This is a genomic window from Micromonospora sp. DT31, from assembly GCF_049841795.1.
Lineage (GTDB): Bacteria > Actinomycetota > Actinomycetes > Mycobacteriales > Micromonosporaceae > Micromonospora.
Window position 1 is genome coordinate 29,787 of sequence record NZ_JBNCKZ010000022.1, and the last position, 14,541, is coordinate 44,327.

General features: G+C 71.3%; 16 protein-coding genes. 3 read left to right on the forward strand and 13 right to left on the reverse strand.

Annotated elements, in window-relative coordinates; all coding sequences use genetic code 11:
• Window positions 1–75: 75 nt before the first annotated feature.
• From tatC to ACLQ2X_RS25420, 5 genes are all read right to left on the reverse strand, one after another.
• Window positions 76–1,029, reverse strand: coding sequence for a twin-arginine translocase subunit TatC (gene tatC, locus ACLQ2X_RS25400; RefSeq protein ID WP_425683589.1), 954 nt, complete (start codon window positions 1,027–1,029; stop codon window positions 76–78).
• 21 nt (window positions 1,030–1,050) lie between these two features.
• On the reverse strand, window positions 1,051–1,395 hold the full coding sequence (tatA, locus tag ACLQ2X_RS25405; protein ID WP_425683590.1) for a Sec-independent protein translocase subunit TatA: 345 nt from the start codon (window positions 1,393–1,395) through the stop codon (window positions 1,051–1,053).
• A gap of 220 nt (window positions 1,396–1,615) precedes the next feature.
• The gene (locus ACLQ2X_RS25410) at window positions 1,616–1,864 is read right to left on the reverse strand and encodes a hypothetical protein (RefSeq protein ID WP_425683591.1); all 249 of its coding nucleotides are present in this window, start codon (window positions 1,862–1,864) and stop codon (window positions 1,616–1,618) included.
• Between the two features lie 10 nt (window positions 1,865–1,874).
• The gene (locus ACLQ2X_RS25415; RefSeq protein ID WP_425683592.1) at window positions 1,875–2,951 is read right to left on the reverse strand and encodes a helix-turn-helix transcriptional regulator; all 1,077 of its coding nucleotides are present in this window, start codon (window positions 2,949–2,951) and stop codon (window positions 1,875–1,877) included.
• A complete protein-coding gene (locus ACLQ2X_RS25420) occupies window positions 2,948–3,946 on the reverse strand; it encodes a helix-turn-helix transcriptional regulator (protein ID WP_425683593.1) in 999 nt (332 codons plus the stop codon). Before ACLQ2X_RS25420 ends, ACLQ2X_RS25415 begins: the two co-directional genes overlap by 4 nt.
• A 114-nt stretch (window positions 3,947–4,060) precedes the next feature.
• On the opposite strand from ACLQ2X_RS25420, the gene ACLQ2X_RS25425 reads away from it, so the two are divergent.
• Together ACLQ2X_RS25425 and ACLQ2X_RS25430 are read left to right on the forward strand one after the other, a co-directional pair.
• Window positions 4,061–5,044 (forward strand): cation diffusion facilitator family transporter, encoded by a 984-nt coding sequence (locus tag ACLQ2X_RS25425; protein ID WP_425683594.1) that lies wholly within the window; start codon window positions 4,061–4,063, stop codon window positions 5,042–5,044.
• Between the two features lie 44 nt (window positions 5,045–5,088).
• Window positions 5,089–6,174, forward strand: a complete 1,086-nt coding sequence (locus ACLQ2X_RS25430; protein ID WP_425683595.1) for a DUF3866 family protein — start codon at window positions 5,089–5,091, stop codon at window positions 6,172–6,174.
• A 67-nt stretch (window positions 6,175–6,241) separates the two neighbouring features.
• On the opposite strand, the gene ACLQ2X_RS25435 is transcribed toward ACLQ2X_RS25430, so the two are convergent.
• From ACLQ2X_RS25435 to arc, 8 genes are all read right to left on the reverse strand, one after another.
• Window positions 6,242–6,472: a hypothetical protein gene (locus tag ACLQ2X_RS25435; RefSeq protein ID WP_425683596.1), complete on the reverse strand. Its 231-nt coding sequence runs from the start codon at window positions 6,470–6,472 to the stop codon at window positions 6,242–6,244.
• 58 nt (window positions 6,473–6,530) lie between these two features.
• Window positions 6,531–7,889, reverse strand: a complete 1,359-nt coding sequence (gene pafA, locus ACLQ2X_RS25440) for a Pup--protein ligase (RefSeq protein ID WP_425683597.1) — start codon at window positions 7,887–7,889, stop codon at window positions 6,531–6,533.
• Between the two features lie 143 nt (window positions 7,890–8,032).
• Complete coding sequence (prcA, locus tag ACLQ2X_RS25445; RefSeq protein ID WP_425683598.1) at window positions 8,033–8,866, reverse strand: proteasome subunit alpha; 834 nt, start codon at window positions 8,864–8,866, stop codon at window positions 8,033–8,035.
• A gap of 57 nt (window positions 8,867–8,923) precedes the next feature.
• A complete protein-coding gene (gene prcB, locus ACLQ2X_RS25450; protein WP_425683599.1) occupies window positions 8,924–9,763 on the reverse strand; it encodes a proteasome subunit beta in 840 nt (279 codons plus the stop codon).
• Window positions 9,682–10,185 carry an endonuclease domain-containing protein gene (locus ACLQ2X_RS25455; protein WP_425683600.1) on the reverse strand — a complete coding sequence of 168 codons (504 nt, stop codon included), beginning with the start codon at window positions 10,183–10,185 and terminating at the stop codon, window positions 9,682–9,684. Before ACLQ2X_RS25455 ends, prcB begins: the two co-directional genes overlap by 82 nt.
• A gap of 57 nt (window positions 10,186–10,242) precedes the next feature.
• The gene (locus ACLQ2X_RS25460) at window positions 10,243–10,449 is read right to left on the reverse strand and encodes a ubiquitin-like protein Pup (RefSeq protein ID WP_135239959.1); all 207 of its coding nucleotides are present in this window, start codon (window positions 10,447–10,449) and stop codon (window positions 10,243–10,245) included.
• Between the two features lie 107 nt (window positions 10,450–10,556).
• Entirely contained in the window at window positions 10,557–12,074 is a 1,518-nt protein-coding gene (dop, locus tag ACLQ2X_RS25465) for a depupylase/deamidase Dop (protein WP_425683601.1), read from the reverse strand.
• Window positions 12,075–12,241: 167 nt separating this feature from the next.
• The gene (gene arc / locus ACLQ2X_RS25470; protein WP_425683602.1) at window positions 12,242–14,023 is read right to left on the reverse strand and encodes a proteasome ATPase; all 1,782 of its coding nucleotides are present in this window, start codon (window positions 14,021–14,023) and stop codon (window positions 12,242–12,244) included.
• A gap of 176 nt (window positions 14,024–14,199) precedes the next feature.
• On the opposite strand from arc, the gene ACLQ2X_RS25475 reads away from it, so the two are divergent.
• Complete coding sequence (locus tag ACLQ2X_RS25475; protein WP_425683603.1) at window positions 14,200–14,493, forward strand: ferredoxin; 294 nt, start codon at window positions 14,200–14,202, stop codon at window positions 14,491–14,493.
• Window positions 14,494–14,541 lie beyond the last annotated feature (48 nt).

A 14,541-nucleotide genomic window follows, 5' to 3' on the forward strand; every position in this document is an offset into this window, starting at 1 on the left:
GGAGTTGCGGCAAGGCCCGAGGGCGCACCGGGACGGGCGGACGCCACCCCTTCTCGCGGGGCGGCGTCCGGCCGATCAGGTCATGTCGTCGTAGCGGCGTTCGATCGGCGCCGGGGCGGCGACGGGCTCGGGCACGCCGATCGGCGCGGACGCCTCGATCCGGCCCCCCGTGGGCACCGGTTCGTTCGACAGGTCCAGTGGTGACACCTCGTCGTCGGCGATGCCCGCGTAGACCTCCCGGCCACGACCCTTGCGTTTGTCGTTGAGGAACGCCACCCCGACCGCGACGAAGTAGAGCAGCGACAGCGACAGCGCCAGCAACGTCATGCCGAAGGGCCCGGGGTCGGGCGTGGCGATCGCGGCGAAGGCGAACGACACGAAGATCACCGCACGCCACCAGCTCAGCAGTCGACGGGCGCTGGCCACCCCGGCGAAGTTGAGCATGAGCAGGATCAGCGGGAACTCGAACGCCACCCCGAACAGCAGGATCATGTTCGTGATGAACGCGATGTAGGCGCTGACCTCGAACTGGTTGGACAGCCCGCCCACCCCGGACTCCATCAGGAACCCGAGGCCCTTGTCGACCACCACGTACGCCAGCGCCGCGCCGGCCGCGAACAGCGGCGCGGCGATCGCGACGAACACGTAGGCCCACTTGCGCTCGTTGCGGTGCAGGCCCGGAGCGATGAACGCCCAGAGTTGGTAGAGCCAGACCGGCCCGCCGATGATCAGACCGAGCCAGAGCGCCAGTTTCAGCTTGAGCACGAAACCCGTCGTCGGGGCCAGCGCCAACAGGTCCTGACAGTTGCCCAGCGCGTCCGTGGTGCCGGGCAGCCGGCAGTAGGGCTGCTTGAGCAACAGGAAGACGGGGTCGGCCAGCCAGAAGCCGAGGATCAGGCCACCGACGACCGCCAGGGAGGCCCGGAACAGCCGTTTCCGCAACTCACGGAAGTGCTCGATGAGCGTCATCGAGCCGTCGGCCGCGCGCTCGAACGTGCTCGGCCCGCGCTTTTTCAACCCGAAGGCCACGGTGGTTGAGGCCCTCTCGAATCAGTTCTCGCGGACGCGCTGCACCGGGTCGACCGGCGGGGCGTACGGCTGCTGCTGAGGCTGGGGCTGCGGCTGCGCGTACTGCTGCTGCGGCTGCTGCACGTACGGCTGCTGCTGGGGCTGCGCGACCTGCTGCTGCGGCGGGAGCGGCTGGTAGGCGGTCTGCGCATCGGCCTTCTCAGCCAGGTCACGATCGTCGTCGTCGTGCAGGCTCTTCGTCTCGGCCTTGATGATCCGCAGCGAACGGCCCAGCGAGCGTGCCGCGTCGGGGAGCCGCTTCGCGCCGAAGAGGAGGATCAGCACGACCACGAGTACGGCGATGTGCCACGGCCTGAGGGCACCCATGGGAAGCTCCAGTCGCTCTGTGTCGGTGACGGGGTGGTCGCCGCCCATCGTACGTGCCTCGCGACGGCTTGCCACCCCCACCGGGTCCGCCGGCGCGGTCCCGATCCGTGAAGTTTCGACTAACCCGCAGCGTCCCGTCAACCGTTCCGATCCGCGCATTTCGGCGCGGAACCGCCTCGGAACACGCGGCCGGCGAGCGCCAGGTGAGCTGGTGGGCCGATCAGTCGCCGCGCCTGGCCTTGATCACCGTGAGGCGCTCCTGCGCGACGGCCACCCGTTCCTGCAGGGACTCGGCCCGCGCCTGCAACTCCTCGGCGGCGGTGCGCAGCGCCTCGGCCTCGGCCGCCCGGCGTTGCAACGCCAGCGCCGAACGGCGCAGCCGGGGCAGTCGTGCCACCACCGGACGAATGGCCAGGGCCAGGACGACAAGCGCGAACAGCACGACGCCGAGCACGATCCAGATCACCACGCCGGTCAGCCTATCGGGTGACGCCGGCCGCCGCCGGGTCGGCGCTGCCGGTCGGGACACCGGCGGGCGCAGGGCCGACGGGCGCAGGGTCGACGGGCGCCGGTCCGACGGCGTCGGTCGGCGGGGTGGCGTACGCGTCGAGCGCGGCCACCGCCTGCTCGCGCACCTGCTCGGCCAGCTCGGGGGGAGCCACCACGGTCACCTCCGGGCCCAGTCCGAGCACGAACCGCCGGGCCCAGTCGAGGCCGGTGACCCGCAGCGACACCAGCCACTGCTCGCCGTCGGACTCGACCCGCTCGCACGGATAGTATTCGGTGATCCACCGCTCCCCCCGACCGATCCGAAGAGTGATCAGCGGCAGGTCGGCTGACGGGCGGAACACGCCGTCGCGGAGGTCGTGCGGACGGGCCTGCGGCGGCACGACGGCCTGTTCGGGCAGCTCGGTCACGGCGTCGATGCGGTCGGCCCGGAACATCCGGACCCCCTCCGCGCGGCGACACCACGCCTCCACGTACGCCCGGCCGCCGACCATCAGCATCCGCAGCGGGTCGATGGTGCGTTCGGTGGTCTCGTCCCGCGCCGGTGTGTAGTAGGTGATGCGCAGCGCCCGGCCCCGCTCGACGGCGGCGCGCAGCTCGCGCACCCGGGCGGTGTCGCCGGGCAGGCGCACCTCCACCGGGGCGCCGGCCAGGTCGCCGGCCGCGCTCTCGATCTTGGCCAGCGCCCGTTCGACCGCCTCCCGGTTGTCCACCCCGGGCGTCTCGGCGAGCATCCGCAACGCCACCACCAGGGCCAGCGCCTCGTCCGGGGTGAGCCGCAGCGGGCGGTCCATGCCGGCGTCGTAGGTGATGGTGACCCGGTCGCCGTCGAACGCCATGTCGATCAGGTCACCGGGGCCGTAGCCGGGCAGCCCGCACACCCAGAGCAGTTCCAGGTCCTCCCGCAGCTGCTTCTCGGTCACCCCGAGGTCGTGCGCCGCCTCGGCGATCTCGATGCCGGGGCGGGCCAGCAGGTAGGGCACCAGATTGAGCAGCCGGGCCAGCCGGTCGGCGGAGGCGCGGCCGGCACGGGCCGCCGGGCGGGTCACCGGGCACCCCCGGCCACGGCCAGCTCCTCGTGCCGGGCGACGACCTCCTTGAGCCGCTGGATGACCGCCTCCCGCACCTCCGGCGGCTCCACCACCCGCACGTCCGGGCCGTACCCGACGATCTGGCCGGCCAGGTAGTCGGCGTCGGCGTACGGCAGCACCAGCCGGTCGCCGTCCGGCCCGGACCGGCACTCCACCGCCCACCGGCGCAACCCGGCGGCACGCCCCGGCGCGGCCAGCACGGTGGCCCGGCCGGTGCGCTCCACCGGCCCGGACCAGCGGGCCACGTGACTGATCAGGTCGACCCCGACAGGGGGCTCGTAGGCCGCCGGCTCCCCGGTGACGCGGACCGCGCCCACCACCCGGGACAGCCGGAAACAGCGGGCCGCCGCCCGGTCCAGGTCGTGGCCGACCACATACCACCGGCCACGCCAGCAGACCACGCCCCACGGCTGCAACCGGCGGCGGCTCGACGCGTCCCGGTCGGGCACCCGGTAGTCGAAGCTGACCTCCCGCCGGTCCCGCGCGGCGGCGGTCAGCGGCGCGAATGCCGGGTCGACCGTGACCATCGGCTCCAGGCCCAGGGTGGCCTGCGGATCCACGTCGATGCCCGCGGCCCGCAGCTTCGCCAACCCGGACGACGCGGCGGCGGCCAGGCCGGCGTGCTGCCACAACCGGGCGGCGATGCCCACCGCGGCGGCCTCGTCCGGCTCCAGGGGAATGTCAGGCAACGCGTACTCGCGGGCGGCGATGCGGTAGCCCGGCTCGGCGTCGAACACGCTCGCCGTGCCCGTCTCCAGCGGCACCCCCAGCTCACGCAGCTCGGCCTTGTCCCGCTCGAACTTGCGCTGGAACGCCTCGTGGTCCTTGGCGTCGTCCGGGTCGTGCTCGTAACCGGGCACGGTCGCGGCGATCTGGGCGGCGGTCAGGAAGCGCCGCGTGGACAGGAGGCAGATCACCAGGTTGACCAGGCGTTCGGTGCGGGTCCGGGACACGTGCAAACGCTAGCAGCCCGCGCGTGCGGCGCGGGCACCCGCGCGGGCGCGGCGCACACCTGCGGCCGTTCGTCCCGCCGGGCGGCGGATCGGCGTCGGTCATAGGCTGAACGGGTGGCGGACGCACAGGTCAAGACCGAGAGCGTGGGCACGGTCGTGGTGGCCGGCGCCGCGAACCTCGCCATCGCCGTGGCCAAGCTCGTCGCGGGTCTGCTCTCCGGCTCCGCGGCGATGCTCTCCGAGGCCGTCCACTCGGTGGCCGACACCACCACCGAGGTGCTGCTCTACCTGGCGCTTCGCCGGGAGGCGCGACCCGCCGACCCCCGGCACCCGTTCGGGTACGGCAAGGAGAGCTACGTCTGGGCGTTCCTCGCCGCGCTGTTCACGTTCGTCGCCGGCGCCGGCTTCGCCATCACCCACGGCGTCACCACCATCCTGGTGCACGAGCACAGCGGCAACTACCTGACCTCGTACGTGGTGCTGGCCGTCTCGTTCGCCATCGAGTCGGTGTCGCTGGCCCGGGCGGTGCGGCAGGTGCGCGGTGAGTCGCGTCGCTGGCGCACCACCTCCCGCCGCTATCTGCGGTCGACCGCCGACACCGCGGTCAAGGCGGTCTTCCTGGAGGACACGGCCGCGCTGATCGGCCTGCTGATCGCCGCCGGCGGGCTCACCCTGTCCCACCTCACCGGCGACGAACTGTACGACGGCGTCGCCTCGATCCTCATCGGCGTGCTGCTGCTCGTGGTGGCCGCGGTCCTGGCGCACAGCAACATCTCGCTGCTGGTCGGCCGCGCGGTGTCGGGCCCGCTGCACCGGCGCATCGAGCAGGAACTGGCGGCGGTCCCGACGGTGGACCGGGTCGACACACTGATGACCATGTTCCTCGGTCCCCAGGACATCCTCGTCGCCGCCAAGGTCGACTTCCGGGACGACGCCACCGGCGCCGAGATCGAGGCCGCCGCCGACGAGGCCGAACGCCGGCTCACCGGACACTTCCCCGAGATCGCGTACGTCTTCCTCGACCCCACCCGGTCCCGCGAGACCGGCCCACGCGCCCGGACCACGCAGGAGGAACCCTCGCCCGGCCGGGACGCCTGACCCGGCCGGGTCGGGCCACCGCATCGGCCGATACGGTGCACCGCATGGTGCGATGGCGGTCCGGCACGGTCACGACGGTACGGCGACGGTGGGCCGGTGCGGTCGAACTCGACGTCGACCTGCCCGACGGCACCCGGATGCGGGCGCTGGCCTACCCGCCGCTCGTCGGCGAGCCGGAACCCGGCGACCGGGTGCTGCTCAACGCCGGCGCGTTGCTGATGGGGCTGGGCACCGGCGGTTACGCCCTGGTCGTCGCGCTGCCCGACCGGCTGCCCGCCGACCCGCCGCAGGCCGGCGACAGCCGCGACACCGGTCACCTGGTCAAGGCCCGCTACACCCCGCTGCAACCGATCCTGCTCGGGGTGGACGAGGAGGCCTCGCCGCACCACGCCCGGCTGGCCGCCGCCGACTCGGTCCAGGACATGCCTGTGGTCACCGCCGACCTGCACTCGGCGCTGCCGGCGATCCTGGCCGGCGTGCACGCCGACGCCCCCCGCGCCCGGGTCGCGTACCTGCTCACCGACGGCGGCGCGCTGCCGGCCTGGTTCTCCCGCACCCTCGCCGGTCTGGCCGGACACCTCGCCGGAACGATCACCGTGGGCCAGGCGTTCGGCGGCGACCTGGAGGCCAGCACCCTGCACAGCGGCCTGCTCGCGGCCCGGCACGTGCTCGACGCCGACCTGGCGATCGTCGCCCAGGGGCCGGGCAACCTCGGCACCGGCACCCGCTGGGGTTTCTCCGGCGTGGCCGTCGGTGAGGCCGTCAACGCGGTCGTCACGCTGGGCGGCCGCCCGGTGGGTTCGTTGCGGATCTCCGACGCCGACCCCCGGCCCCGCCACCGGGGCGTCTCCCACCACAGCCTGACCGCGTACGGCCGGGTGGCGCTGGCCCCGGCGGACCTGGTGGTGCCGGAGGGCCTCGACGCCGACCTGGCCACGGAGGTGGCCGCCGCGCTGGCGCCGCTGGCCGCCCGGCACCGGATCGTCACCGTTCCCACCGAGGGCCTCGACGCGGCGCTGCGGGCGAGCCCGGTCGGCCTGTCCACGATGGGTCGCGGGCTCGACTCCGACCACGCCTACTTCCTGGCCGCGGCCGCCGCCGGCCGGTACGCCGCCGGCCTGCTCGGCTGAGCACCCGAGGCTCCCGCTCGGTGCCGTGCCGCGCTCAGCCGCGCACCCGCTCGGCTGCGTACCGCGCTCAGCCGAGGAAGAGGACCAGTCCCAGCCAGGCGCCCACGATCAGCACCAGGGCGACGGCCAACACCCAGGTCGGCACCGTGTAGTCACCGCGCCGGTTGCGTTCGACCTCGGCGCGGATCTTCTCCCGCCGGCGGTCGATCCAGTTGAGCTTCTCGGCGCCGCCGTCACGCTCGCGTCCGGCGGCCCGGCCGCGCTCACGGCCCTGTGGTTGCGGTTCGGAAGTGTCCATCGCGACGCCAGCGTACCGGTGCCCGGCTCGGCCGGGCCGGGCACCGGCCGCCTCCACGTCACATGCTGGCGATCAGCCGCTCCACCCGCTCGTCGTACGCGCGGAACGGATCCTTGCACAGCACGGTGCGCTGCGCCTGGTCGTTCAGCTTCAGGTGCACCCAGTCCACGGTGAAGTCCCGCCGCTTCTCCTGCGCGTGCCGGATGAACTCACCGCGCAGCCGCGCCCGGGTGGTCTGCGGCGGTGTCTCCTTCGCCTCGTAGATCTCCGGGTCGGTGGCCACCCGGTCCACGTCGCCCCGGCGTTCCAGCAGCCCGTACAGGCCGCGTCCGCGCCGCAGGTCGTGGTAGGCGAGGTCCATCTGCGCCACCCGGGGGTGCGACAACGGCAGGTCGTGCTTGCGCTGGTAGCGCTCGATCAGCTTCAGCTTGGTGACCCAGTCGATCTCCCGGGCCACCGGGCCCAGGTCGCCGCTCTCCACCGCGCTCAGCACCCGCCCCCACAGCTCCACCACCCGCTTGGCGGTCTGGTCACCGCCCCGGCGCTCCACGAACTCCGTCGCCTTGGCCAGGTATTCCTGCTGGATCTCCAGCGCCGAGACCTCCTTGCCGGAGGTCAACCGCACCTTGCGCCGGCCGGTGATGTCGTGCGACACCTCGCGGATCGCCCGGATCGGATTCTCCAGGGTGAGGTCGCGCATCACCACCCCTGCCTCGATCATCCGCAGCACGATGTCGGCGGTGCCGACCTTCAGCAGAGTGGTGACCTCGTTCATGTTCGAGTCGCCGACGATGACGTGCAGCCGGCGGTAGCGCTCGGCGTCCGCGTGCGGCTCGTCGCGGGTGTTGATGATCGGACGGCTGCGGGTGGTCGCCGAGGAGACGCCCTCCCAGATGTGCTCGGCCCGCTGGGACAGGCAGAAGACCGCGCCGCGGGGTGTCTGCAACACCTTGCCGGCGCCGCAGATCAACTGCCTGGTGACCAGGAACGGGATGAGCACGTCGGCGAGTCGGCCGAACTCGCCGTGCCGGGACACCAGATAGTTCTCGTGGCAGCCGTAGGAGTTGCCGGCCGAGTCGGTGTTGTTCTTGAACAGGTAGATCTCGCCCGCGATGCCCTCGTCGTGCAGCCGCTTCTCCGCATCGATGAGCAGTCCTTCCAGGATCCGCTCGCCGGCCCGGTCGTGGGCCACCAGGTCGGTGACCGAGTCGCACTCCGGCGTCGCGTACTCCGGGTGTGATCCCACATCGAGATAGAGGCGGGCGCCGTTGCGCAGGAACACGTTGCTCGACCGGCCCCACGACACCACCCGCCGGAACAGGTACCGCGCGACCTCGTCGGGGGAAAGCCGGCGCTGCCCGCGATAGGTGCAGGTGACGCCGTACTCGGTTTCGAGGCCGAAGATTCGCCGCTCCATGATGAGACACTAGCCGCCCGGAGCCTCCGATGGGCAGGGCCCGCGGTCGTCGTCGCGTCCATCTGCGCTGGTTCGGCGAGGTGGCGGCTCCACCGACGACGAACCCCGCCACTTCGAGGAAGTGGCGGGGTCGGCAGCGGACGTCACCGGCCGGACTGATCCTCCTGGTTGCCCTCCAGGTCGGCCGAGCCGGCCGACGTGGTCGGCTTCTTCGCCTCGTCGGTCGGCGTCGTCGGCGTCTTCGCCCGGCCGGGCGCCGGCGCGACGTCCGCCTCCGCGTCGCCCTCCAGCAGCGCGGTGAGCGCCGCACCGGTGATCCGACGGAAGGTCCGCCCCACCCGGCCGCGGTCCAGGACCGCCACCTCAAGCTGGTTCGCGGCGATGGTGCGGGCGGCCCCGCCCTCACCACCCACGCTGCTCAACGCCTTCATCGCGGCGCGGACCGCCTCGGACAACGACATCTCCGGCCGGTGCTCGTTCTTCAGCACCCCGGTGATCGCCTCGGCCTGACCACCCATCGCCATCCGGCCCGGCTCGTCGTTGACCGAACCGTCGTAGGTCACCCGGTAGAGCGAGTCGTCCTCCGGCGTGGCGCCGACCTCCGCCACGCAGATCTCCACCTCGAACGGCTTCGACTGCTCGGTGAAGATCGCGCCCAGCGTCTGCGCGTACGCGTTTGCCAGCGCCAGGCCGGTCACGTCCCGGCGGTCGTAGCTCAGGCCGTTGAGGTCGGCCATCCGCACGCCCGCGCGCCGCAGGTTCTCGAACTCGTTGTACCGGCCGACCGCGGCGAAGCCGATCCGGTCGTAGATCTCGCTGACCTTGTGCAGCGTGCTGGAGAGATTCTCGGCGACGAAGAGCACCCCGCCGGCGTAGCTCAGGACCACCGCGCTACGGCCCCGGGCGATGCCCTTGCGGGCCAGCTCGGAGCGGTCGCGCATGATCTGCTCGGGGGAGGCGTAGAACTGCATGGCCACGTCGGCGGTTCTCCTTCTTCACCAACTGATGCGGAACTGCGGGACGTACGAGCGGGGTCAGCCGCCGGGGTTCTCCATCCGGCCGGCCACGACGCCCTCCGCGATCGCGGCCGTCTCGGCGTCGGTGAGCCGGTGGGTGCCGTCGGCCGTCGCGGTCATCACGACCGGGTAGATCCGTCGGGTCAGGTCGGGACCGCCGGTGGCGGTGTCGTCGTCCGCCGCGTCGTAGAGCGCCTCGACGGCCAGCCGCGTCGCGTCGTCGACCGACAGGCCCGCCCGGAAGCGCTTCTTGAGCGCGGACTTGGCGAACAGCGAGCCGGAGCCGATCGCGTCGTAGCCGTGCTCCTCGTAGGGGCCGCCGGTCACGTCGAAGCTGAAGATCCGTCCGGCTCCGGCCGGGTCGCTCGCGGCAAGGTCGAAGCCGGCGAAGAGCGGCACCACGGCGAGGCCCTGCATGGCCGCGCCCAGATTGCCGCGGATCATCGAGGCCAGCCGGTTGGCCTTGCCGTCGAGGGACAGCATCGCGCCCTCGATCTTCTCGTAGTGCTCCAGCTCCACCTGGAACAGTCGCATCAGCTCGATGCCGATGCCTGCGGTGCCGGCGATGCCGACGAGCGAGTACGCGTCGGCGGGGTGCACCTTCTCGATGTCGCGCTGGGCGATCAGGTTGCCCATCGTCGCGCGGCGGTCGCCGGCCATGACCACACCGCCGGCGGCCACGATGGCCACGATGGTGGTCGCGTGCGGTGCCAGGTCGGCGGCCATGCCGGGCGGCAGCGGCCGGCGGCCGGGCAGCATCTCGGGGGCGACCTTGCTCAGGAAAGCGGTGAAGGAGGACGTCCCCGCGTTGGTGAACACATCTGGAAGACGCCCGGATGGATCAAAACCCGCTGCCACGTGGTTCCTCTCAGGTACGTGATCGCCCTGGCCGGCCTGTCGGGGCGGCCCCCGGACCGGCCAGGACCACCGGTGCAGTTGAAGCAGAGTATCCCGCGTACCCATCCGGTGCGATGATCGTGGTCCAGATGTTCCGGATCGGGACGCCGACAGATCAAGCACACGGCCAGGAGCTCCTGGAACTCCTTCTCCTCGACGCCGCGCCGGCGACGCGGGTGATACTCGCGGCTACCGCCGTGGCGGCGGCCGCGTGTCTGGTTGCCCTCCCGTGGTGGCGGGGCGTGCGGTTGCCCGCTTTCCTCCGGACGCTCGGCGTAGCTCGCCCCGGCGGGAAGCACGACCCGGCGGGAAGCACGACCCGGCGGGAAGCACGACCCGGCGGGAAGCACGGCATGCGGCGGCGACCCCGGCCGTCGGGGCACCGGCAGCCGTCTCGGTCGTCAGGCGCCTTGCGCATATCCGATTCGACGGACGATGCCCTATTGTCCACCCTTTTGCACGTAGCCCCGTACGAACTCCTCCGCGTTCTCCTCCAGGACGGAGTCGATCTCGTCGAGCAGGTCGTCGACATCCTCGGTGATCTCGGCGTGCCGCTCGGCCACCTCGGGGTTGGCCTGCGCGGTGACCTCCTCGACCTCCTCGCGGGACTTGCCGGACTGGGTCTGCCCACCCTCTTGCGTCGCCATGGTGGTGCCTCCTCCACGATCGCCTGCGATCAACTTACCCCGCAGGAGCGACGAACGGCCCGCCGTGCGCCCGTTTCCGGCACCCGGCGGGCCTTCCGGCACCACCCTCACCCGCCGGTGAGCGTCTCCAGCAGGTCCTTGGCGCTCTCGCACCTGTCGAACAGCTCACCGACGTGCGCCCGGGTGCCCCGCTCGGGCTCCATCATCGGCACCCGCACCAGCGACTCGCGTCCCACGTCGAAGATGACCGAGTCCCAACTCGCGGCCACCACCTCCGAGGCGTACCGGTCCAGGCAGCGGCCCCGGAAGTAGGCCCGGGTGTCCTCCGGCGGCTCGGTCATCGCGGTACGGGTCTGCTCGTCGGTGAGCAGCGTCTTCATCGAGCCGCGCTGCACCAGCCGGTGGTAGAGCCCTTTCTCCGGCCGCACGTCGGAATACTGCAGGTCGACAAGTTGCAGCTTGTGCGAGCCCCAGCCGAGCTTCTCCCGCTCCCGGTAGCCCTCCAGCAGCCGCAGCTTCGCCACCCAGTCCAGCTCGTCGGCGCACTCGAAGGCGTCCCGGCCGAGCCGGTCCAGCACGCTCTCCCAGCGGCGCAGCACGTCGGCCGTCTGCGGGTCGACGTCCTGGCCGTAGCGGTCGTCCACGAAGGAGCCGACCCGCTCCAGGTAGGCCCACTGCACGTCCAGCGCGGTGAGGCGGCGGCCGTCGCGCATCCGCATCAGGTGCTTCAACGACGGGTCGTGGCTGACCGCACGCAGCTCGGCCACCGGGTCGGCGATGCCCAGGTCCGCGCCGAGCGCCTTCTCCTCGATCATGGCGAGGATCAGCGACGTGGTGCCGACCTTGAGGAACGTGGAGATCTCGGACAGGTTGGCGTCGCCGATGATGACGTGCAGCCGGCGGTACTTGTCGGCGTCCGCGTGCGGCTCGTCCCGGGTGTTGATGATGGGCCGCTTGAGGGTCGTCTCCAGCCCCACCTCGACCTCGAAGAAGTCGGCCCGCTGCGAGATCTGGAACCCGCTCTGGCCGCCGTCCTGGCCGATGCCCACCCGTCCGGCACCGCAGACGATCTGGCGGGTCACGAAGAACGGCGTCAGGTACGCCACGATGTCGGCGAACGGGGTCTGCCGGCGCATCAGGTAGTTCTCGTGCGCGCCGTAGCTGGCGCCCTTGTTGTCGGTGTTGTTCTTGTAGAGGTGGATCGGGTGGGTGCCCGGGATGGTCGCGGCCCGCTTGGCCGCCTCGGCCATCACCCGCTCCCCCGCCTTGTCCCACCGCACCACGTCGAGGGGGTTGGTCACCTCGGGGGTGGAGTATTCCGGGTGCGCGTGGTCCACGTAGAGCCGTGCGCCGTTGGTGAGTATGACGTTGGCCAGGCCGAGGTCCTCGTCGGCGAGCGCCTCGGCGGGGTCGTAGGCCGCCCCGGAGTAGGTGAACCCGCGGGCGTCGCGCAGCGGCGACTCCTCCTCGTAGTCCCAGCGGGCCCGGCCGCCCCGGTTGAGTTCCGGCCGCGCGCCGTAGGCGTTGACCACCTGGGAGGAGGTGACCATCGGGTTGGCCCCGGCCTGGCCGGGCACGGAGATCCCGTACTCGACCTCGGTGCCCATGATTCGTCTAACGCTCATCGACCTGCCCGTTCCGCTCGCCCGTCCCGGTCCCCGTCACGTCGAGCGTAGTCGCCGTTACGCATCGAGGGGGCGTGGCGGCTGCCGCCGTCGGGTGTGGCGGTCACGCCCGGCACAGGCGAAGGCCCGCGGCGGTGGCGCGCCGCGGGCCTTCGTCGGTCGACGGGCTACAGGTACTGGCCGGTGTTGCTGGCGGTCTCGATGGACCGGCCGGCCTCGGTGCCCTTGCCGCCGGAGACGAGCGTACGGATGTAGACGATCCGCTCGCCCTTCTTGCCGGAGATGCGGGCCCAGTCGTCGGGGTTTGTGGTGTTGGGCAGGTCCTCGTTCTCCCGGAACTCGTCGACGCAGGCGTCGAGCAGGTGCTGCAGGCGCAGGCCCTTGCGAGCGGAGGTGAGGAACTCCTTGATGGCCATCTTCTTGCCGCGGTCCACGATGTTCTGGATCATGGCGCCGGAGTTGAAGTCCTTGAAGTAGAGGACTTCCTTGTCCCCGTTGGCGTAGGTGACCTCGAGGAAACGGTTCTCCTCGGTCTCGGAGTACATCCGCAGGACCACCGCGTCGATCATCGCCGCGACGGTGGCCTGGGGGTCGCTGCCGTGTTCGGCCAGGTCGTCGGCGTGCAACGGCAGACCGGCGAGGATGTACTTGGAGAAGATGTCCTTGGCCGCCTCGGCGTCCGGGCGCTCGATCTTGATCTTCACGTCGAGTCGTCCGGGGCGCAGGATCGCCGGGTCGATCATGTCTTCCCGGTTGGAGGCGCCGATGACGATGACGTTCTCCAGGCCCTCCACGCCGTCGATCTCACTGAGCAGCTGCGGGACGATGGTGTTCTCCACGTCGGAGGAGACACCGGAACCGCGGGTGCGGAACACGGAGTCCATCTCGTCGAAGAACACGATCACCGGTGTGCCCTCACCGGCCTTCTCCCGTGCCCGCTGGAAGATCAGCCGGATGTGCCGCTCGGTCTCGCCGACGTACTTGTTGAGCAGCTCCGGGCCCTTGATGTTGAGGAAGAAGCTGGTGTGCTTCTCCTCGCCACGGCGCTCGGCGATCTTCTTGGCGAGGGAGTTGGCCACCGCCTTGGCGATGAGCGTCTTGCCGCAGCCGGGCGGGCCGTAGAGGAGGATGCCCTTCGGCGGCCGGAGCTGGTGCTCACGGAACAGGTCGGCGTGCAGGAAGGGCAGCTCCACCGCGTCGCGGATCTGCTCGATCTGCGACTGGAGGCCACCGATGTCCTCGTAGTTGACGTCGGGCACCTCCTCCAGGACCAGCTCCTCGACCTCGCTCTTCGGAATCCGCTCGTAGGCGTACGCCGAGCGGGGCTCGATCATGAGCGAGTCGCCGGCCCGGATCGGACTGCCGATCAGGGTGTCGGCGAGGTGCACGATGCGCTCCTCGTCGGAGTGCGACACCACGAGCGCCCGGTCACCCGGGCGGCCGTCGGGACCCGACAGGATCTCCTTGAGCATGACCACCTCGCCGACCCGCTCGAAACCGAACGCGTCGACGATGTTGAGCGCGTCGTTGAGCAGGACCTCCTGGCCACGACGGAGCTCGTCGGTCTCGAGCGAGGGCGAGACGGCCACCCGGAGCTTGCGCCCGCCGGTGAACACGTCCACCGTGCCGTCCTCGTGCTTGGCCAGGAAGACGCCATAGCCACTGGGTGGCTGGGCGAGCCGGTCGATCTCCTCCTTGAGCGTCACGATCTGCGCGCGAGCCTCCTTGAGGGTGCTCACGAGCCGTTCGTTGTTCTCGGTCAGCCGCGCCAACTGGGCCTGGGTGCCGGCCAGCCGCTCCTCGAGCTGCCGTACGTGTCGGGGGCTCTCGGTCAACTTGCGCCGCACCAGGGCGAGTTCCTCTTGCAGGAACGCGACCTGCGTGGAGAGATCGTGGGCTTCCTTCTCCCACCGTGCGGCGCGCGAGTCCGCGTCGTCGCTGCGTGCCACGTCCCACCTCCCCGGGGGCTTGAACGTTCTGAGCTAACACTAGCCGCTATGAGCCCGATTCGGTCCACAGCAACGCGCTCGTCACCGAAGCTTGATCGGGAAGGGCTGGTCGCGGGGCGGGTAACCGGGTTCGGGTACCGTCGGAGTGTGGGACGGGAGAACATGGGGGGTGCTTCGTGACCGACGTCGCGACCGACCAGTTGCAGGTCTGGGTCGACCAGGATCTCTGCACCGGTGACGGGCTGTGCGTGCAGTACGCGCCGGAGGTCTTCGAGTTCGACGTCGACGGCCTGGCGTACGTCAAGGGCCCGGACGGCGAACTGCGACAGACCCCGGGCGCCCGGACTGACGTGCCGGAACACCTGCGCCTCGAGGTGATCGACTCGGCGAAGGAGTGCCCGGGTGAGTGCATCCACGTGGTGCGCGGCAGCGACGGCGTCGAGGTGGCCGGCCCGGAGGCCGAGGACTGAGCTCGTCAGCGTGCACGAGGGCCGGGGGCTGCTGTCCCCGGCCCTCGT

Bases quoted from the DNA above. Each gene is read 5' to 3' on its own strand.
- tatA (WP_425683590.1), bottom strand. From the start codon at position 1,395: ATGGGTGCCCTCAGGCCGTGGCACATCGCCGTACTCGTGGTCGTGCTG.
- dop (WP_425683601.1), bottom strand. From the start codon at position 12,074: ATGAGCGTTAGACGAATCATGGGCACCGAGGTCGAGTACGGGATCTCC.
- ACLQ2X_RS25430 (WP_425683595.1), top strand. From the start codon at position 5,089: ATGGTGCGATGGCGGTCCGGCACGGTCACGACGGTACGGCGACGGTGG.
- ACLQ2X_RS25460 (WP_135239959.1), bottom strand. From the start codon at position 10,449: ATGGCGACGCAAGAGGGTGGGCAGACCCAGTCCGGCAAGTCCCGCGAG.
- ACLQ2X_RS25435 (WP_425683596.1), bottom strand. From the start codon at position 6,472: ATGGACACTTCCGAACCGCAACCACAGGGCCGTGAGCGCGGCCGGGCC.
- pafA (WP_425683597.1), bottom strand. From the start codon at position 7,889: ATGGAGCGGCGAATCTTCGGCCTCGAAACCGAGTACGGCGTCACCTGC.